Below are 19,338 nucleotides of genomic sequence, written 5' to 3' on the forward strand. Positions count from 1 at the left end.
GAATTCGAACAATGAACAGGTTTTTTTCAGCCCTCGGTATTTCGCTATGGATAGCGCTGTTGTCGCCGATGGTTCTTGGGGCCAGCCTGAAGACGCTGGATGTGGCGGCGTTGCCGGGGGACCGTGTCGAGTTGAAGCTCACCTTCGACGGGCCGCCGCCACCACCCCGGGGCTACACCACCGAACAACCGGCCCGGATTGCACTGGACCTGCCGGGCGTGACCAATCAACTTTCCAGCAAGCGCCACGACCTGGGCGGGGGCAATGCACGCAGCGCCACTGTGGTCGAGGCTGGGGATCGTACTCGGTTGATCATCGGCCTTACCCAACTGGCGCCATATGACACCCGGATCGAAGGTAACAACCTGTTCGTGGTGGTTGGCAAGGGCGCCGCCCCGAAGAGCACTGCCCCGAAGAACTCCACCACTCAGCCCCCGCGCCCGGCGGTTGCCAGCGCTGCGCCTGCGAGGGCCAGTGGGCCGGTGGGCAAGGCGATCCGTGGGGTGGACTTCCAACGCGGGACCCAGGGCGAAGGCAACGTGGTGATCGATCTGTCTGATCCGTCCATCGCCCCGGACATCCAGGAGCGCGAAGGCAAGATCATCCTCAATTTCGCCAGGACGCAGTTGCCCGAGCCGCTGCGGGTGCGCCTGGACGTCAAGGACTTCGCTACCCCGGTGCAATTCGTCAATGCCAGCGCCGGCAGCGACCGGGCGACCATCAGCATCGAACCCAGCGGGACTTTCGACTACTCGACCTACCAGACCGACAACAAGCTCACCGTCAGCGTCCGGCCCATGACCGTCGACGACCTGCAAAAACGTAACGCCGACCGGGCGGCCTACAGTGGCGAGAAGCTCTCGCTCAACTTCCAGGACATCGAGGTGCGTTCGGTCCTGCAACTGATTGCCGATTTTACCAACCTGAACCTCGTGGCCAGCGACACGGTGCAGGGTGGCATCACCCTGCGGTTGCAGAATGTGCCCTGGGACCAGGCGCTCGACCTGGTGCTCAAGACCAAGGGGTTGGACAAACGCAAGGTCGGCAACGTGCTGTTGGTGGCTCCGGCCGATGAAATTGCCGCCCGTGAGCGCCAGGAACTGGAGTCGCAGAAGCAGATTGCCGACCTGGCGCCGCTGCGGCGTGAGCTGTTGCAGGTCAACTATGCGAAGGCGACGGACATCGCCAAGCTGTTCCAGTCGGTGACCAGCGCCGAGGCGAAAGCCGATGAGCGCGGCACGATCACGGTCGATGAGCGAACCAACAACATCATTGCCTACCAGACCCAGGACCGTCTCGACGAACTGCGCCGGATCGTGGCGCAACTGGATATTCCGGTGCGCCAGGTGATGATCGAGGCGCGGATTGTCGAAGCTAACGTCGACTACGACAAAAGCCTGGGCGTGCGTTGGGGCGGTTCGATTCAAAACAAGGGCAACTGGAGTTCCTCGGGGGTTACCACGGGCGATTCAACCACTATCGGCACGCCGGGTAGCACCAGCACCAACCAGCCGTTCGTCGACCTGGGCGCCTCGGGCAATACCTCGGGCATTGGCATTGCCTTCATCACCGACAACGTATTGCTGGACCTTGAACTGACGGCCATGGAGAAGACCGGCAACGGGGAGATCGTCTCCCAGCCCAAGGTGGTGACGTCCGACAAGGAGACGGCAAAGATCCTCAAGGGCACGGAAATTCCTTATCAGGAAGCCAGCTCCAGCGGTGCGACGTCGGTGTCGTTCAAGGAGGCTTCACTGTCGCTGGAGGTGACCCCGCAGATCACTCCAGACAACCGGATCATCATGGAGGTCAAGGTCACCAAGGATGAGCCGGACTACCTGAACAAGGTGAATGATGTGCCGCCGATCAAGAAAAACGAGGTCAATGCCAAGGTCCTGGTCAATGATGGCGAGACCATTGTGATTGGCGGGGTTTTCTCAAATACTCAGAGCAAGGTTGTAGATAAGGTGCCATTTCTTGGCGATGTGCCGTATCTTGGCCGCCTTTTCCGGCGTGATGTGGTTTCGGATAGCAAATCCGAGCTGCTGGTGTTCCTCACTCCGCGTATCATGAATAACCAGGCGATTGCTGTGAGTCGTTGATTCTGTGCGAAATTTGATTCTTGTTGGGCCGATGGGCGCTGGAAAAAGCACCATCGGCCGTTTGCTGGCCAAAGAGCTGCGCCTGCCGTTCAAAGATTCCGACAAGGAAATTGAATTGCGCACGGGCGCCAATATCCCATGGATTTTCGACAAGGAAGGCGAGCCGGGCTTTCGTGACCGTGAGCAGGCGATGATCGCCGAGCTGTGCGCGTTCGATGGCGTGGTGCTCGCCACCGGTGGCGGCGCGGTGATGCGCGAAGCCAACCGTCGGGCGCTGCATGCCGGCGGACGAGTGGTCTATCTGCATGCTTCTGTCGAGCAGCAGGTGGGTCGCACCGCTCGGGATCGCAACCGCCCGCTGTTGCGCACCGCCGACCCGGCCAAGACCCTGCGGGACCTTCTGGAGCTGCGTGATCCGCTGTATCGGGAGATCGCCGACCTGGTGGTGGAAACCGACGAGCGGCCGCCGCGGATGGTGGTGCTGGACATTCTCGATCGCCTTCAGCAACTGCCTCCCCGTTAATGCGCTTGGCGAAATGCGCTATCCTCGACGTCCCGTCGGAACCCGTCCGAGGCGTGGCGGATAGCCATTAATGACGGCAAGCCAAGCTCTTGGGACCTGTGGCGAGGGGATTTATCCCCGTTGGGCATTTCGTTAATCGCAGGCAGGACGCCTGATTCCATCTTCACTGTGGGGACACATGCAGACACTTAAGGTCGACCTGGGCGAGCGCAGCTACCCGATTCATATTGGCGAGGGCCTGCTGGACCAGCCCGAACTGCTGGCGCCGCATATCGCCGGGCGGCAAGTAGCGATCATTTCCAATGAAACCGTCGCGCCCCTGTATCTGGAACGTCTGACCCGCAGCCTGTCGGCCTTCTCGGTCATATCCGTGGTATTGCCCGACGGCGAAGCCTTCAAGAACTGGGAAACCCTGCAACTTATTTTCGATGGCCTGCTGACTGCGCGCCACGATCGCCGCACCACGGTGCTTGCCTTGGGTGGCGGTGTGATCGGCGACATGGCCGGTTTTGCAGCCGCCTGCTATCAACGCGGCGTCGATTTCATCCAGATCCCCACCACGCTGCTGTCGCAAGTCGACTCGTCGGTGGGCGGCAAGACCGGGATCAACCATCCGCTGGGCAAGAACATGGTCGGTGCTTTCTATCAGCCCAATGTGGTGCTGATCGACACCGCCACCCTCAATACCCTGCCGGCTCGCGAACTGTCTGCCGGGTTGGCGGAAGTCATCAAGTACGGGCTGATCTGCGACGAGCCGTTCCTGGGCTGGCTCGAAGAGAACGTCGACCGCCTGCGCGCACTCGATCAAGCAGCCCTGACCTACGCCATCGAACGCTCCTGCGCCGCGAAGGCCGCCGTGGTGGGGGCCGATGAGCGTGAATCGGGAGTGCGTGCCACGCTCAACCTGGGCCACACCTTTGGCCATGCCATCGAAACCCACATGGGCTATGGTGTCTGGCTGCATGGCGAGGCCGTTGCGGCCGGTACGGTCATGGCCCTGGAGATGTCTGCGCGCCTGGGCTGGATCAGCGAACAGGAGCGCGATCGCGGTATCCGTCTGTTCCAGCGCGCCGGGCTGCCGGTGGTTCCGCCTGAAGAAATGACCGAGGCGGATTTTCTTGAACACATGGCAATCGACAAAAAAGTGATCGACGGTCGTCTGCGTCTGGTGCTGCTGCGCCACATGGGCGAAGCGGTGGTGACCGACGATTATCCGAAAGAAGTTCTACAGGCCACGCTGGGAGCGGACTACCGCGCCCTGGCTCAGCTTAAAGGTTAATAAGATCCGATGACTAGTTTGCATGCCGACGAGGCTTTCCTCGGCCATTTCCAATTGAGTCATGACCCTTTCGCACCGCGGGTCCCGGGCTTCAAGTTCTTTCCTGCACAGCGCAAGCCGGTACTGGGCCAGTTGCATCACCTGGCGCGCTACAGCCAGTTGCTGCTGGTGGTCACCGGTCCCCAGGGTAGCGGCAAGACCTTGCTGCGCCAGGCCCTGGTGGCCAGCACCAACAAGCAGTCCGTGCAAAGCGTGGTGGTATCGGCCCGTGGCGCCGGCGATGCGGCCGGTATATTGCGTCAGGTGGCCCAGGCGCTGAACGTCGCGCAGGCCGAAATCGGTGCAGTTCTCGATCAGATCGTGCAACTGGCGCTGACCGGGCAGGAAGTCTATCTGCTGGTGGACGATGCCGAGCAGCTCGACGAATCGGCCCTCGAGGCCCTGCTGGCCTTGGCGGCCGGAGCGCCAGAGGGTCGCCCTCATGTGTTCCTGTTCGGTGAGTCGTCGCTGATCGCTGATCTGGAGCAATTGAACCTTGAGGAAGAGCGCTTCCACGTCATCGAGTTGGCGCCCTACACCGAGGAAGAAACGCGTGAATACCTGGCCCAGCGTCTTGAGGGGGCGGGCCGGGGTATCGAACTTTTCACCGCCGATCAGATCTCTGAGATTCACGAAAGCTCCGACGGTTGGCCTGGCAACATCAACCAGGTCGCCCGCGATGCTCTGATCGAAGTCATGATTGCCAGCCGCTCAGCGGTGAAGCGTCCAAGTATGGGGTTCAACATGCCGAAGAAACACGTATTGGCAATTTCCGCCGTCGTCGTGGTCGCGGTTGCCGCCGCCTGGCTGATGCCGGGGCGCACCAAGGCGCCTACCACGGGTACCCCTGCCAACGAACAGGCGCAACTGCCTCTCGGCCAAGGGACGCCGCAACCCAACGGGGGTGCGCCGGCAGTGGAATTCGCCGGCAACACCCAGCCGATGCCACTGCCGCTGGTCGGCCAGTCGCAACCGGTCATGCGTGGCCCGTTGGCTGAAGCGGCCGGTGGCATCACCGAAGGCGACGACGGCGCTGCGCCACCGGTCGACGACAGCAGCGACGTGCCGCCGACCGTGACCACCACCGCACCGCCTGTGGGCGTGCCGGCCGGCCCTGCCCCGACGCCTGCCCCGGCCGCCAAGCCGACTCCGGCACCCACCCAGGTGGCCACCGCCAAGCCTGCCCCGGTTCCAGCGCCTGCCGCCAAGCCGGCGGCACCAGCGCCCGCAGCCAAGCCTGCTGCTGCCCCGGCCAAGACCGCGGGCGGTAGCTGGTACGCTGGCCAGGCACCGGGCAACTATGTAGTGCAGATCCTCGGCACCAGCTCCGAAGCCGCGGCACAGAACTTCGTCAAGGAGCAGGGCGGCGAGTACCGCTATTTCAAGAAAGTCCTCAACGGCAAGCCGCTGTATGTCATCACCTACGGCAGCTTTGCCAACCGTGATGCAGCCGTTTCCGCCATCAAGGCCTTGCCAGCGAAGGTTCAGGCTGGTAAACCTTGGCCTCGCACTGTCGCCAGCGTCCAACAGGAACTGGCAGCAACTCGCTGAAGATTCGGCGGCCTTACCCAGGCCGCCTCTCCCGGCAACCTCAAAATTTCCGCAGGGGCGGGCGACCTTTCAGGCCGCGCGCCTTGTGGTGTCTGCGTCACAGTAGTGTTTGAGTCGTAGCGGTCGGACCCAAAAAAGTTTTGACTAGCACAGCATATAGCTTTAAACCTTTCACAAATGCGACATGGATTTGCGACAGTTCGTCGTCAAATTTGTGAGCCTCTGTGTCGGTGTGTACAATGACCTCCCTTTTGCCCCCGCAAAGCTGGCGTACGTTCGGCGCGGCATGCAACTGGTTGAATTGAAAAGAAATTTGCCTCGATTAGAGGCAGCCTGGTGAGAAAGTGTCTATGAAAGCAGGTCTGTACCAACCAGATGAATTCAAGGATAACTGCGGTTTCGGCCTGATAGCTCATATGCAGGGCGAGCCCAGCCACACCCTTTTGCAAACGGCCATTGAGGCCCTGACCTGCATGACCCACCGTGGTGGGATCAACGCCGACGGCAAGACCGGCGACGGTTGTGGCTTGCTGATTCAAAAGCCCGACGAGTTCCTGCGTGCCATTGCCCAGGAAACGTTTGGCGTGACCCTGCCCAAGCAGTACGCCGTGGGCATGGTGTTCTTCAATCAGGACCCGGTGAAGGCCCAGGCGGCTCGCGAAAACATGAACCGCGAGATCCTGGCCGCCGGCCTGCAACTGGTCGGCTGGCGCAAAGTGCCGATCGACACCAGTGTCCTCGGCCGCTTGGCGCTCGAGCGCCTGCCGCAGATCGAACAGGTATTCATCGCTGGCGAAGGCCTGAGCGACCAGGACATGTCGATCAAGCTGTTCAGCTCCCGTCGTCGTTCGTCCGTGGCCAATGCCGCCGACACCGATCACTACATCTGCAGCTTTTCCCACAAGACCATCATCTACAAAGGCCTGATGATGCCGGCGGACCTCACCGCCTTCTATCCGGACCTGAGCGACGAGCGCCTGAAAACCGCGATCTGCGTGTTCCACCAGCGCTTCTCCACCAACACCCTGCCGAAATGGCCGCTGGCCCAGCCATTCCGCTTCCTCGCCCACAACGGCGAGATCAACACCATCACCGGCAACCGCAACTGGGCCGTGGCCCGTCGCACCAAGTTCGCCAACGACCTGATGCCCGACCTCGAAGAACTCGGCCCGCTGGTCAACCGCGTGGGTTCGGACTCCTCAAGCATGGACAACATGCTCGAGTTGATGGTGACCGGTGGCATCGACCTGTTCCGCGGCGTGCGCATGCTGGTGCCGCCGGCGTGGCAGAACGTCGAGACCATGGACCCGGACCTGCGGGCCTTCTACGAATACAACTCCATGCACATGGAGCCGTGGGATGGCCCGGCCGGTATCGTCATGACCGACGGTCGCTACGCCGTGTGCCTGCTGGACCGTAACGGCCTGCGGCCGGCGCGTTGGGTCACCACCACCAACGGGTTCATCACCCTGGCTTCGGAAATCGGTGTCTGGAACTACCAGCCCGAGGATGTCATCGCCAAGGGGCGCGTGGGCCCGGGCCAGATCTTTGCCGTGGACACCGAGACCGGCCAGATCCTCGACACCGACGCCATCGACAACCGTCTCAAGTCCCGTCATCCATACAAGCAATGGCTGCGCAAGAATGCCCTGCGCATCCAGGCGACCATGGAAGACAACGACCACGGTTCGGCTTTCTACGACGTCGATCAGCTCAAGCAGTACATGAAGATGTACCAGGTGACGTTCGAAGAGCGTGACCAAGTGCTGCGTCCGCTGGGCGAGCAGGGTTACGAAGCGGTCGGCTCCATGGGTGACGACACGCCGATGGCCGTGCTGTCGCAGCGCGTGCGCACGCCTTACGACTATTTCCGCCAGCAGTTCGCCCAGGTGACCAACCCGCCGATCGACCCGCTGCGCGAAGCGATCGTGATGTCCCTGGAAATCTGCCTCGGTGCCGAGCGCAATATTTTCCAGGAGTCGCCGGAGCATGCCTCGCGGGTGATTCTCAGCTCGCCGGTCATTTCCCCGGCCAAATGGCGCTCGCTGACCAATCTCGACCGTCCGGGCTTCGCGCGCCAGGTCATCGACCTGAACTACGACGAAAGCGTCGGCCTGGAAGCGGCGATCCGCAACGTTGCCGATCAGGCGGAAGAAGCCGTGCGCGCCGGTCGTACCCAGATCGTGCTGAGCGACCGTCACATCGCGCCGGGCAAGCTGCCGATCCACGCCTCGCTGGCCACCGGCGCGGTGCACCATCGCCTGACCGAAAAAGGTCTGCGCTGCGACTCCAACATCCTGGTAGAGACCGCCACCGCCCGCGATCCGCATCACTTTGCGGTGCTGATCGGTTTCGGTGCCTCGGCGGTGTATCCATTCCTGGCCTATGAAGTGCTGGGCGATCTGATCCGTACCGGTGAAGTGCTGGGCGACCTCTATGAGGTCTTCAAGAATTACCGCAAGGGCATCACCAAGGGCCTGCTCAAGATCCTGTCGAAGATGGGCATCTCGACCATCGCCTCGTACCGTGGCGCGCAACTGTTCGAGGCCATCGGCCTGTCGGAAGAAGTCTGCGAGCTGAGCTTCCGTGGCGTGCCGAGCCGCATCAAAGGGGCGCGTTTCGTCGACATCGAAGCCGAACAGAAAGCCCTGGCGGCCGAAGCCTGGAGTCCGCGCAAGCCGATCCAGCAAGGCGGCCTGCTGAAGTTCGTCCATGGTGGCGAGTACCACGCCTACAACCCGGACGTGGTCAACACCTTGCAAGCCGCCGTGCAGCAGGGCGACTACAGCAAGTTCAAGGAATACACCTCGCTGGTGGACAACCGTCCGGTGTCGATGATTCGCGACCTGCTCAAGGTCAAGACCCTCGACACGCCGTTGGACATCAGTGAAATAGAACCGCTGGAGTCGGTGCTCAAGCGCTTCGATTCGGCCGGTATTTCCCTGGGTGCCTTGTCCCCGGAAGCCCACGAAGCCCTGGCCGAAGCCATGAACCGCCTCGGTGCGCGTTCCAACTCCGGCGAAGGCGGCGAAGACCCGGCGCGCTACGGCACCATCAAGAGCTCGAAAATCAAGCAGGTGGCCACCGGCCGCTTCGGTGTGACGCCGGAATACCTGGTCAACGCTGAAGTGCTGCAGATCAAGGTTGCCCAGGGCGCCAAGCCCGGCGAAGGCGGCCAGCTGCCTGGCGGCAAGGTCAACGGCCTGATCGCCAAGCTGCGCTACGCGGTGCCTGGCGTGACCCTGATCTCACCGCCGCCGCACCACGACATCTACTCGATCGAAGACTTGTCGCAACTGATCTTCGATCTCAAGCAGGTGAACCCCAAGGCGCTGGTCTCGGTGAAACTGGTGGCGGAAGCGGGCGTTGGCACCATCGCGGCCGGCGTGGCCAAGGCCTATGCCGACCTGATCACCATCTCCGGCTACGACGGCGGCACCGGCGCATCGCCGCTGACCTCGATCAAGTACGCCGGTGCACCGTGGGAACTGGGCCTGGCCGAAACTCACCAGACCCTGCGCGGCAACGATTTGCGCGGCAAGGTCCGGGTGCAGACTGACGGCGGCCTGAAAACCGGCCTGGACGTGATCAAGGCCGCCATTCTCGGCGCCGAGAGCTTCGGCTTCGGCACCGCGCCGATGATCGCCCTGGGCTGCAAATACCTGCGCATCTGCCACCTGAACAACTGCGCCACGGGCGTGGCGACCCAGAACGACAAGCTGCGCAAGGACCACTACATCGGTACCGTGGACATGGTGGTGAATTTCTTCACCTACGTGGCCGAAGAAACCCGTGAGTGGCTGGCGAAGCTGGGCGTGCGTTCGCTCGAAGAGCTGATCGGCCGTACCGATCTGCTGGAAGTGATCGAAGGCCAGACCGCCAAGCAGCATCACCTGGACCTGACCCCATTGCTGGGCAGCGATTACATTCCGGCAGACAAGCCACAGTTCTGCCAGGTTGATCGCAACCCACCATTCGACAAGGGTGAGCTGGCCGAGAAGATGGTCGACATGGCCGCTGCGGCGATCAACGACCTGAGCGGTGCCGAGTTCGACCTGGATATCTGCAACTGCGACCGTTCCATCGGCGCACGGATCTCCGGCGAAATCGCCCGCAAGCACGGCAACCAGGGCATGGCCAAGGCGCCGATCACCTTCCGCTTCAAGGGCACCGCAGGCCAGAGCTTCGGCGTCTGGAACGCCGGTGGCCTGGACATGTACCTGGAAGGCGATGCCAACGACTACGTGGGCAAGGGCATGACCGGCGGCAAGCTGGTCATCGTTCCGCCCAAGGGCAGCGTCTACAAGACCCAGGACAGTGCCATCATCGGCAACACCTGCCTCTACGGCGCCACGGGCGGCAAGCTGTTCGCCGCCGGCACCGCAGGCGAGCGTTTTGCCGTGCGTAACTCCGGGGCCCACACTGTGGTGGAAGGCACCGGCGATCACTGCTGCGAGTACATGACCGGTGGTTTTGTCTGCGTGCTGGGCAAGACCGGTTATAACTTCGGCTCTGGCATGACTGGCGGTTTCGCCTACGTGCTCGACCAGGACAACACCTTCGTTGACCGGGTCAACCACGAACTGGTGGAAATCCAGCGGATCAGCGGCGAGGCGATGGAAGCCTATCGCAGCCACCTGCAAAACGTGCTGAACGAGTACGTCGCGGAAACCGACAGCGAGTGGGGGCGTGAGCTCGCCGAGAACCTCGATGACTACTTGCGCCGTTTCTGGCTGGTCAAGCCGAAGGCTGCCAACCTGAAGTCGTTGCTTTCCAGCACTCGTGCCAACCCGCAGTGATATGCGCCTGAAGAGTTTGATGAGGTTTTAACAATGGCTGAACGTCTGAATAACGACTTCCAGTTCATCGATGTCGGGCGCAAGGATCCGAAGAAGAAACTGTTGCGTCAACGCAAGAAAGAGTTCGTGGAAATCTACGAGCCTTTCAAACCCCAGCAGTCGGCCGATCAGGCCCATCGCTGCCTGGGCTGCGGTAACCCGTACTGCGAATGGAAGTGCCCGGTGCACAACTTCATTCCCAACTGGTTGAAACTGGTGGCCGAGGGCAACATCCTCCAGGCCGCCGAGCTGTCCCACCAGACCAACACCCTGCCGGAAGTCTGCGGCCGGGTGTGCCCGCAGGATCGCCTGTGCGAAGGGGCGTGCACCCTCAACGACGGTTTTGGCGCGGTGACCATCGGTTCGGTGGAGAAATACATCACCGACACTGCGTTCGCCATGGGCTGGCGTCCGGACATGTCCAAGGTCAAGCCGACCGGCAAGCGCGTGGCGATCATCGGTGCCGGCCCGGCGGGCCTGGGCTGTGCCGACGTGCTGGTGCGTGGTGGCGTGACCCCGGTGGTGTTCGACAAGAACCCGGAAATCGGCGGCTTGCTGACCTTTGGCATCCCCGAGTTCAAGCTGGAAAAGACTGTGCTGAGCAATCGTCGCGAAGTCTTCACCGGCATGGGCATCGAGTTCCGCCTGAACACCGAGGTGGGCAAGGACGTGACCATGGAGCAACTGCTCGAAGAATACGATGCCGTGTTCATGGGCATGGGCACCTACACCTACATGAAGGGCGGCTTTGCCGGAGAGGACTTGCCGGGTGTCTACGACGCCCTGGATTTCCTGATCGCCAACGTCAATCGCAACCTGGGCTTTGAAAAGTCGCCGGAAGATTTCGTCGACATGAAAGGCAAGAAGGTGGTGGTGCTCGGCGGTGGCGACACGGCGATGGACTGCAACCGCACCTCGATCCGCCAGGGCGCCAAGTCGGTGACCTGCGCCTACCGTCGTGACGAAGCCAACATGCCCGGTTCGCGCAAAGAGGTGAAGAACGCCAAGGAAGAAGGCGTGAAGTTCCTCTACAACCGCCAGCCGATCGCCATTGTCGGCGAAGACAAGGTCGAAGGCGTGAAGGTGGTCGAGACCCGTCTCGGCGAGCCGGACGCCCGTGGCCGCCGCAGTCCCGAGCCGATCCCCGGTTCCGAAGAGATCATCCCGGCCGACGCCGTGGTCATCGCCTTCGGCTTCCGCCCAAGCCCGGCGCCGTGGTTCGAGCAGTTCAGCATCCAGACCGACAGCCAGGGCCGCGTGGTGGCTCCGGAGCAGGGCCAGTACAAGCACCAGACCAGCAACCCGAAGATCTTCGCCGGTGGCGACATGGTCCGTGGTTCCGACCTGGTGGTAACGGCGATCTTCGAAGGCCGCAATGCGGCGGAAGGGATTCTGGATTATCTGGGCGTCTGACGACGCCAGCTGCGAGCTTTAAGCTGCAAGCCACAAGTTCGAAGCAGATGAGCTTGAGGCTTGTAGCTGATAGCTTGCAGCTGCTTCTATGCGACAAATTGCCCCGATAGATAAAAGGCACGGCTCTTGCCGTGCCTTTTGCGTCGCGCTCTGAGAAAATGCCCGCACTTTTTTTCCGGATGCCGACATGACTGCCCTGAAGAACGACCGTTTCCTTCGCGCCCTGCTCAAGCAACCCGTTGACGTCACCCCGGTGTGGATGATGCGCCAGGCTGGTCGCTACCTGCCGGAGTACCGCGCCAGCCGCGCCAAGGCCGGTGACTTCATGAGCCTGTGCATGAACCCACAGTTCGCCTGCGAAGTGACGATGCAGCCGCTGGATCGCTATCCGCAGCTGGACGCGGCCATCCTGTTTTCCGACATCCTGACCATTCCCGATGCCATGGGCCAAGGCTTGTACTTCGAGACCGGCGAAGGCCCGCGCTTCAAGAAAGTCATCAGCACCCTGGCCGACATCGAGGCCTTGCCGATTCCCGATCCGCAGAAAGACCTGGGCTACGTCATGGACGCGGTCAGCACTATTCGTCGTGAACTCAACGGGCGCGTGCCGCTGATCGGTTTCTCCGGCAGTCCCTGGACGCTGGCGACCTACATGGTCGAAGGCGGTTCGTCGAAGGACTTCCGCAAGACCAAGGCGATGCTCTACGACAATCCGCAAGCCATGCACCTGCTGCTGGACAAGCTGGCCCAGTCGGTCACGTCCTACCTCAACGGGCAGATCCTGGCCGGTGCACAAGCGGTGCAGATCTTCGATACCTGGGGCGGCAACCTGTCGGCGGCGGCGTACCAGGAATTCTCCCTGGCCTACATGCGCAAGATCGTCAGTGGCCTGATCCGCGAGCACGAGGGTCGTAAAGTCCCGGTGATCCTGTTCACCAAGAACGGCGGCCTGTGGCTGGAAAGCATCGCCGATGCCGGCGCCGACGCCCTGGGCCTGGACTGGACCTGCGACATTGGCAACGCTCGCGAGCGTGTCGGTCACAAGGTTGCCCTGCAAGGCAACATGGACCCGACCGTGCTTTACGCCAAGCCTGAAGCCATCCGCGCAGAAGTCGGGCGCATCCTGGCCAGCTACGGCAGCGGCAGTGGCCATGTGTTCAACCTCGGCCATGGCATCACCCCGGAAGTCGACCCGGAACACGCTGGGGCCTTCCTGCGGGCGGTGCATGAGTTGTCGGCGCAGTACCACCAGTAATCGTTTTCCAGCGTCACCCCGCCTGTTCGGACCCGTGCCGGACAGGCTTTTTTTCGCCTGTTTTTTTATCTATTAAATGCAAGGCGTCAGTTGTTTTGTCTGATGTGTCTGTTTGTTTTTGTTTGATAGTTATTTCTGTTCGTAAGAAGTTTCTCAAGCTATGTAAGAGAAATAGCTTCAGAGATCATTCCTTCTATTTTGAGAGATTTTTCCTACATAGGAACTGTTCAACTTTCTATAAGGTTCGGCGCTTGTTAGGTCTGGCGCTGAACGATCCGGCGCGCCTTTCAAGATGACGGTGATTCGTCTTTTCAATCTCGATGAGTAGTCTGGAACTTATATGAAAAATAACTTCAATAAGGGCAATGTATTAACGGGGTGTGCTTCGTCGTTAGTGCTGTTGTCGGCCATGGTGGCGTCCCAAGGTGTGCATGCACATGGTTTCGTCGAAGTGCCGCCTTCTCGTGCGCTGTTGTGCCAGAAAGGTGTCAACCTAAACTGCGGTGGCGCGCAATACGAGCCGCATAGTACCGGCGAGACCTTCAAGGGCTTCCCGAATGGAGCCGGTGGTGGGCCGCTGCAAGGCCCTATCGACGGCAAGATCGCCAGCGGCGGCAACGCCAACTTTTCTGCCCTTGATGCGCAATCGGCTTCGCGCTGGCATCTGACCGAAATCAGGGACCGCAACACTACCTTCCAATGGAAATACGACGCAGCGCACCGGACGAGCAAACACGAATACTTCATTACCCGCGACGGTTGGAAGCCGAACCAAGCGCTCAAGCGCTCCTCGTTCGACAGCACGCCGTTCTGTACGGTGGATGGCGGTCATCAAATTCCGGTAAGCGGTGCCCCGCACAACTGCGTCATTCCTGACAGTAAATCGGGTCATCACGTCATCCTGGCCGTCTGGACAGTGGGCGACACGGATAACGCGTTCTACAACCCGGTGGATGTGAACATTCTCGCCGAAGCCGCATTGCCGGGCGGCTGGTTGCCGGTGGGCAGCATTACGCCATCGACTCCGTTGCTGGCGGGTGACAAGGTCAAGGCCCGTGCATTCTCCGCCACCGGCGAAAATGCTGAGTACAGCGTAGAAATCAGTATCGACAACGCTGAAGAAGGCAAGCCTGAGAATTGGTCGTTCAAACTGGCCGAAGCCATTAACACCCATGCCCTGATTCGTGCCGGTATTCGTGGTGAAGACGGCAATATCGCGCCGGTCAAAGGTACCAACAGGCTGTACGCCCAGAAAGAAAGCGGTGTGACTGGCTATCAAGTGCAGTTGGACATGCAGGAAGACGCCAGCGCCAGCATGGAAATTTCTTCCCTGCAGCCAGAGTACGTGCTCGATAAAGGTCGGGTCAGCATGGCGTTCACCGCGCAGACAAACCGCCGAATGAACCTCGAAGCCGCACTGTTCGATGAGAAGAACAAGCAGGTCGGTACCGTCAGCCAGGCCGTGGGTGAAGGCAGTACCGGCCTGAGCCTGGACGTGCGCAGCGCCCCGGGCGCCCACACCCTGACGCTGGTGGGCACCACCGAAGATGGGCGTACCACGCGCCAGGAGACCCAGACCGTCACCCTGACCGGTGAGGGCGCCGGCATCGAGTACGACTTCGTGTTCCCTGAAGGCATCAGTGACTACACCGCCGGCACGAAAGTGCTGCAGCCCAAGACTGACGAAGTCTTCGAGTGCAAGCCGTTCCCGGCGTCCGGCTACTGCAAGCAGTACAGCCCGACCTCGAACGGTTTTGAACCGGGTGTCGGTGCCTCCTGGCAAAGCGCCTGGGACAAGCTGTAAGTCCTGACAGGCATGGCTTCAGGCGGCCCACCGGGTTGCCTGAAGCCTTCAAGCGAGGGCGCGATGATGCATTCCAATTATTCCAAGCGACGGGTGCTGCTGCACTGGCTGTCGGCGGTGATTATTTTATGGACGTTGGTGTCCGGTTTTTATGTGGCATTCAACCCGGTGTCGGCTTCGACCGAACACTGGATTGGCTCACTCAATGTGTCGTTGACCACGCTGTTCATTCCGTTTTTCGTGTGGCGGGCCTGGCTGTTTTTTTGTGAGCTGGAGCCCCGTGGGGCAGCGCCTTCATTGAACAAGAAGCTGGCCTTGGCGGTGCATGCGCTGATCTACCTGACCATCAGCGTCGTGCTGGTGACCGGCGTACTGATGATGAAAAGCACCATCAGTGTCTTCGGCCTTGTTCGCTTTCCTCAACCATTGGCTGATCCGGCGCTGATCGAACTGGCCAACACCCTCCATAGCCTGTCTTGCGTGGTGCTTTCGATGCTGATTGCGCTGCACCTGTGCGCGGTGCTCTGGCATGAGTTTTCCGGGCGCAGGGTGGTACGACGCATGTCTTTCGCCAAGCCAGCTGGCGCGATGAGCCGGAGAGCGCAAAGGTGAGCCTGTCTTTCCTTGGCCGCCGCCTGCCGAGGCTGCTGCTGGTGCTCGTGCCGCTGCTTTACGGGATATTGCTGGCCGGACAAGAGTGGCGCTTTCACCAGGGTTTGGGTCGTGATGTGCCGGTGCCGGCGGACCCGCCGATGGTTCCGGTTCGTGACCTGCCCAACGTGCAAGCCGTGGCGACCGTGCTTGGCCTGGCGCCTGAAGGTGCCCAGGCGCCAAGCGCCGAACCGATTACGTTGCAGGCCAGTTTTGTCGCCGGCCAAGGTTTGTCGCGGGCATTGTTGGCGGACGCCGCCGGCCCGCGCATTTACCAGGTGGGTGAGCGCTTGCCCGGTGGCAGCGTGCTGCGTCGGGTCGAAGCCGGCCATGTGACGTTGTGGCGCAACGGACGTGAAGAGCGCCTTTCCCTGCAACAAGACGCCAAGCCCTTGCTGCGCCGATTGACCCCCGAAGACGGGCACCATGCCACGCTTGTTTCCACGCAATACCTACGCCCGGTGGCCGGGCAATCAGAGTGATCGAATTCATGAACAGCTTTATCCGGGGCCGTGTAGCACGCGTCCTGTTCGGCCTTGCAGTGGTGTGTCCACTGACGTTTCCCGTTTCGCTGCGAGCCGAGGAGGCCCAGTGGCAACTGGCGATGAACAACGCGGAACTGCGCGACGTGGTCGAGGAATTCTCGGCGATCCTGGGCAAGACCGTGGTGCTCGATCCCCGGGTGTCAGGGCGCATTACGGTCATGTCCCGTCAAGCGCTGGACCGCGAGGGGGTACGTCGGTTGTTCTATTCGGTACTCGATGCACACAACTTCACCGTGATCGACGAAGGCGAGCGGATCCTGATCACCCCGGTCAGCGATGCCAAGACGCGTGCCGGTATCGCCGACGAACAAAGCGCCACACCGTCGCAGTTCATCACCCGGGTCCTCGACTTGCAATCGAGTGTCGCTGCCGACGTCGCCGGGCTGATCCGCCCCTTGGTATCGGCCAATGGTTACGTCGGCCCTTCGGTCTCGTCCAACGCCTTGGTGGTCACCGACACGGCGGCCAACGTCCAGCGCATCACCGGCGTGGTGCAACGGTTGGATTCAGGACGCAACCGCAATCACGTGGTGGTGCGCTTGAAGCACGCCCAGGCCGGGGACATCGCCCCACTCGTGGAAGCCTCCGGCGGCAAGCGCGAGGGGGAAACGGCGGGCGTGGTGATCGCCGATGCCCGCAGCAACCGGCTGGTGATCATCGGCGCGCCAGCGGTGCGTCAACGCCTGGTCGACCTGGCCCGGACCCTGGACGTGCCGGCAGCCGCTTCCCAGGACAACGCGCGGGTCATCCGTCTGCGTCACAGCGATGCCAAACAGTTGGCCGAGGTCCTGGAAGGTGTCGGGCAGGATAGGAAAACCACGCCGGTCCTCGCTGGCCAACGGGAAACCGCGGGGGCCAGCCCCTTCAGGATCAAGGCCGATGAAAGCCAGAATGCCTTGGTCCTGATCGCCGAGCCGGCCCAGGTCCGCATCATCGAGAACATCGTCCGGGAGCTGGACCAACCCCGGGCCCAGGTGCTCATTCATGCGGCCATCGTCGAGGTGAGCGGAGATATTTCCGAAGCGCTGGGGGTGCAGTGGGGACTCAAGAGCGGCAGCGCGACAGGTGGCATCAATTTCCCGGGAACCGACATTCCGATCGTCGGCCTGGACTTCAATAAGCTGGATAAAAAGACTGAAGGCGCATTCCTGCGGCTGGGCGGTGACCGCTTCAGTGCGCTGGTTTCGGCGCTGGCGAGCGATACTCACAGCAACCTGCTTTCCACCCCCAGCCTGCTCACCCTGGATAACCAGGAAGCGGAAATCATCGTGGGCCAGAACGTCCCGTTCAAAACGGGTTCCTATGCCACCAGCGGCAACGGTGCGGACAATCCGTTCACCACCGTGGAGCGCAAGGACGTCGGCATCAGCCTCAAGGTCAAGCCCTACATCAACGAAGGCTCGACCTTGCGTCTTGAAGTCGAGCAGGAAGTTTCGGATATCGCACCGTCTGTTTCCGGAGTCGATTCCTCCGATCTGATCACCAACAAGCGCGCCTTGAAGAGCACGATCCTGGCGGACGATGGCGAGATCATCGTGATCGGCGGCCTGATCCGCGACAGTGTCCGCAGCCAGCAAAGCGGTGTGCCGCTGCTGCGCAGTATTCCCTACTTGGGCGCGTTGTTTCGCTGGAACCGCGACACCCAGACCAAAAGCAACTTGATGGTGTTCCTGCGCCCGACCATCGTGCGCAGCAGCGAAGACCTGGCCGATGTGAGTCGCCAGCGCTACGACGCGCTCCGGGAACTGAGCAAGCCCGGCTCGCGGAAAAACAACTCGCTGCTGTTGCCCCGGGATGCCCGCCAGTTGTTCGACTCATCCAAGGATGCATCAGCGGCCGATTCGCAACAGCGTGCGGGGGCCTTGTGACTGAACCGCAGGCCCCGTTGCCCTTTGGTTTCGCCAGACGTTTCGGTGTGCTGCTCGAAGGCGAGGGGCCGACCTTGAGCCTGGTGATGCGCGGCGACACGCCCCTGACCGCCGTGGCCGAAGTGCGGCGCCTGTGCGGGCGGGATTTGCCCATCCAGGTGCTGGAACCGACGCTGTTCGCCGCGCGCCTGGCCAGCGTCTATCGCCAGGGCCAGAGTGCCGCCGAGCAGGTGGCCCAGGGCCTGGACGAAGAGCTGGACCTGCTCAGCCTGGCCGACCAAATGCCGCAGACTACCGACTTGCTGGAGCAACAAGGTGATGCGCCGATTATCCGGCTGATCAACGCGCTGCTCAGCGAGGCAGTCCGCGAACAGGCCTCGGACGTGCACCTGGAAACGTTCGAGCAATACCTGTCGGTGCGCATGCGCATCGACGGGCAGTTGCAGGAAATGCTGCGCCCGCGCCGGGAACTGGCGAACTTGCTGGTGTCGCGGATCAAGGTCATGGCCCGTTTGGACATCGCCGAAAAGCGCGTACCCCAGGATGGGAGAATGGCCTTGCGCCTGGCCGGCCATGAAGTCGATGTACGGGTCTCCACGTTGCCTTCGGCCCATGGCGAGCGCGTGGTGTTGCGCTTGCTCGACAAGCAGGCCGGGCGTTTGGACCTGCATCGCCTGGGCCTGCCCGACGACACCCTCGCCGACCTGCGGCTATTGCTCGGCAAACCCCACGGCATCGTGTTGGTGACCGGTCCCACGGGTTCTGGCAAGACCACCAGCCTGTACGCGGCCTTGAGCAGCATCAACGACCAGAGTCGCAACATCCTCACCGTCGAAGACCCCATCGAATATCACCTGCCGGGCATCGGCCAGATGCCGGTCAACCCGAAGGTCGACATGACATTCGCCCGTGGTTTGCGGGCTATTTTGCGCCAGGACCCGGACGTGGTGATGGTCGGCGAGATACGCGACCGCGAGACCGCCGAAATCGCCGTCCAGGCGTCGCTGACGGGCCACCTGGTGCTCTCGACCCTGCACACCAATACCGCCGTCGGCGCGGTCACGCGGCTGGTGGACATGGGCGTGGATGCGTATCTGCTGGCGTCGTCCCTGGCCGGCATCGTCGCCCAGCGCTTGTTGCGGGCCTTGTGCCCGTCCTGCAAGACGCCTTATGTGGCCGACGTCGCTACGTGTCGGCGCCTGGGCCTCGATGCCGGTGCCGCGCCCCGGTTGTTCAAGGCCCAGGGCTGCGAGCAATGCCAGAAGGGTTATCGCGGACGCTTTGGTATCTATGAGTTGGTGAATGTCAGCGCCGCCCTGTCGCAACTGATTCATCAGGGCGCCACCGAGCAGGCGCTGGCCGCCGAGGCGCGCAAGACCTCCCGCAGCCTGTTTCAGGACGGTCGCCAGCGGGTGCTGGAAGGCCTGACCAGCGTCGACGAACTGCTGCGCATTACCCAGGGGGATTAGC

Annotated in this window: 12 protein-coding genes; all 12 read left to right on the forward strand. The window is 61.8% G+C overall.

The window, feature by feature from the left end; genetic code table 11:
* The first annotated feature begins 11 nt into the window (after positions 1 to 11).
* The 12 genes from pilQ (at position 12) to gspE (ending at position 19,337) form a co-directional block, all read left to right on the forward strand.
* Positions 12 to 2,102, forward strand: a complete 2,091-nt coding sequence (pilQ, locus tag BLO97_RS07515; RefSeq protein ID WP_063323302.1) for a type IV pilus secretin PilQ — start codon at positions 12 to 14, stop codon at positions 2,100 to 2,102.
* A 4-nt stretch (positions 2,103 to 2,106) separates the two neighbouring features.
* Positions 2,107 to 2,625, forward strand: a complete 519-nt coding sequence (gene aroK, locus BLO97_RS07520; RefSeq protein WP_003196983.1) for a shikimate kinase AroK — start codon at positions 2,107 to 2,109, stop codon at positions 2,623 to 2,625.
* Between the two features lie 178 nt (positions 2,626 to 2,803).
* On the forward strand, positions 2,804 to 3,904 hold the full coding sequence (aroB, locus tag BLO97_RS07525; protein WP_063323301.1) for a 3-dehydroquinate synthase: 1,101 nt from the start codon (positions 2,804 to 2,806) through the stop codon (positions 3,902 to 3,904).
* Positions 3,905 to 3,913: 9 nt separating this feature from the next.
* Positions 3,914 to 5,494, forward strand: a complete 1,581-nt coding sequence (locus tag BLO97_RS07530; protein WP_092146782.1) for an AAA family ATPase — start codon at positions 3,914 to 3,916, stop codon at positions 5,492 to 5,494.
* 350 nt (positions 5,495 to 5,844) lie between these two features.
* Entirely contained in the window at positions 5,845 to 10,293 is a 4,449-nt protein-coding gene (gene gltB, locus BLO97_RS07540; protein WP_063323299.1) for a glutamate synthase large subunit, read from the forward strand.
* Positions 10,294 to 10,326: 33 nt separating this feature from the next.
* Positions 10,327 to 11,745 carry an FAD-dependent oxidoreductase gene (locus BLO97_RS07545; RefSeq protein WP_039592434.1) on the forward strand — a complete coding sequence of 473 codons (1,419 nt, stop codon included), beginning with the start codon at positions 10,327 to 10,329 and terminating at the stop codon, positions 11,743 to 11,745.
* Between the two features lie 187 nt (positions 11,746 to 11,932).
* Positions 11,933 to 13,000, forward strand: a complete 1,068-nt coding sequence (gene hemE / locus BLO97_RS07550; RefSeq protein WP_092222317.1) for a uroporphyrinogen decarboxylase — start codon at positions 11,933 to 11,935, stop codon at positions 12,998 to 13,000.
* Positions 13,001 to 13,340: 340 nt separating this feature from the next.
* Positions 13,341 to 14,804, forward strand: a complete 1,464-nt coding sequence (gene gbpA / locus BLO97_RS07555; protein ID WP_092222319.1) for an N-acetylglucosamine-binding protein GbpA — start codon at positions 13,341 to 13,343, stop codon at positions 14,802 to 14,804.
* Between the two features lie 66 nt (positions 14,805 to 14,870).
* Complete coding sequence (locus BLO97_RS07560) at positions 14,871 to 15,416, forward strand: cytochrome b (protein ID WP_092345527.1); 546 nt, start codon at positions 14,871 to 14,873, stop codon at positions 15,414 to 15,416.
* Positions 15,413 to 15,937: a type II secretion system protein N gene (locus BLO97_RS07565; RefSeq protein WP_092222321.1), complete on the forward strand. Its 525-nt coding sequence runs from the start codon at positions 15,413 to 15,415 to the stop codon at positions 15,935 to 15,937. The genes BLO97_RS07560 and BLO97_RS07565 overlap by 4 nt, the downstream gene beginning before the upstream one ends.
* A gap of 8 nt (positions 15,938 to 15,945) precedes the next feature.
* Positions 15,946 to 17,868 (forward strand): type II secretion system secretin GspD, encoded by a 1,923-nt coding sequence (gene gspD / locus BLO97_RS07570; RefSeq protein WP_170862056.1) that lies wholly within the window; start codon positions 15,946 to 15,948, stop codon positions 17,866 to 17,868.
* Positions 17,865 to 19,337 (forward strand): type II secretion system ATPase GspE, encoded by a 1,473-nt coding sequence (gene gspE, locus BLO97_RS07575; RefSeq protein WP_092222325.1) that lies wholly within the window; start codon positions 17,865 to 17,867, stop codon positions 19,335 to 19,337. Before gspD ends, gspE begins: the two co-directional genes overlap by 4 nt.
* Position 19,338: the final 1 nt, after the last annotated feature.

The organism is Pseudomonas sp. NFACC05-1, assembly GCF_900100135.1.
GTDB classification, from domain to species: Bacteria; Pseudomonadota; Gammaproteobacteria; order Pseudomonadales; family Pseudomonadaceae; genus Aquipseudomonas; species Aquipseudomonas fluorescens_Q.

Bases quoted from the DNA above. Each gene is read 5' to 3' on its own strand.
- pilQ (WP_063323302.1), top strand. From the start codon at position 12: ATGAACAGGTTTTTTTCAGCCCTCGGTATTTCGCTATGGATAGCGCTG.
- aroB (WP_063323301.1), top strand. From the start codon at position 2,804: ATGCAGACACTTAAGGTCGACCTGGGCGAGCGCAGCTACCCGATTCAT.
- BLO97_RS07530 (WP_092146782.1), top strand. From the start codon at position 3,914: ATGACTAGTTTGCATGCCGACGAGGCTTTCCTCGGCCATTTCCAATTG.
- gltB (WP_063323299.1), top strand. From the start codon at position 5,845: ATGAAAGCAGGTCTGTACCAACCAGATGAATTCAAGGATAACTGCGGT.
- BLO97_RS07545 (WP_039592434.1), top strand. From the start codon at position 10,327: ATGGCTGAACGTCTGAATAACGACTTCCAGTTCATCGATGTCGGGCGC.
- hemE (WP_092222317.1), top strand. From the start codon at position 11,933: ATGACTGCCCTGAAGAACGACCGTTTCCTTCGCGCCCTGCTCAAGCAA.
- gbpA (WP_092222319.1), top strand. From the start codon at position 13,341: ATGAAAAATAACTTCAATAAGGGCAATGTATTAACGGGGTGTGCTTCG.
- BLO97_RS07560 (WP_092345527.1), top strand. From the start codon at position 14,871: ATGCATTCCAATTATTCCAAGCGACGGGTGCTGCTGCACTGGCTGTCG.
- gspD (WP_170862056.1), top strand. From the start codon at position 15,946: ATGAACAGCTTTATCCGGGGCCGTGTAGCACGCGTCCTGTTCGGCCTT.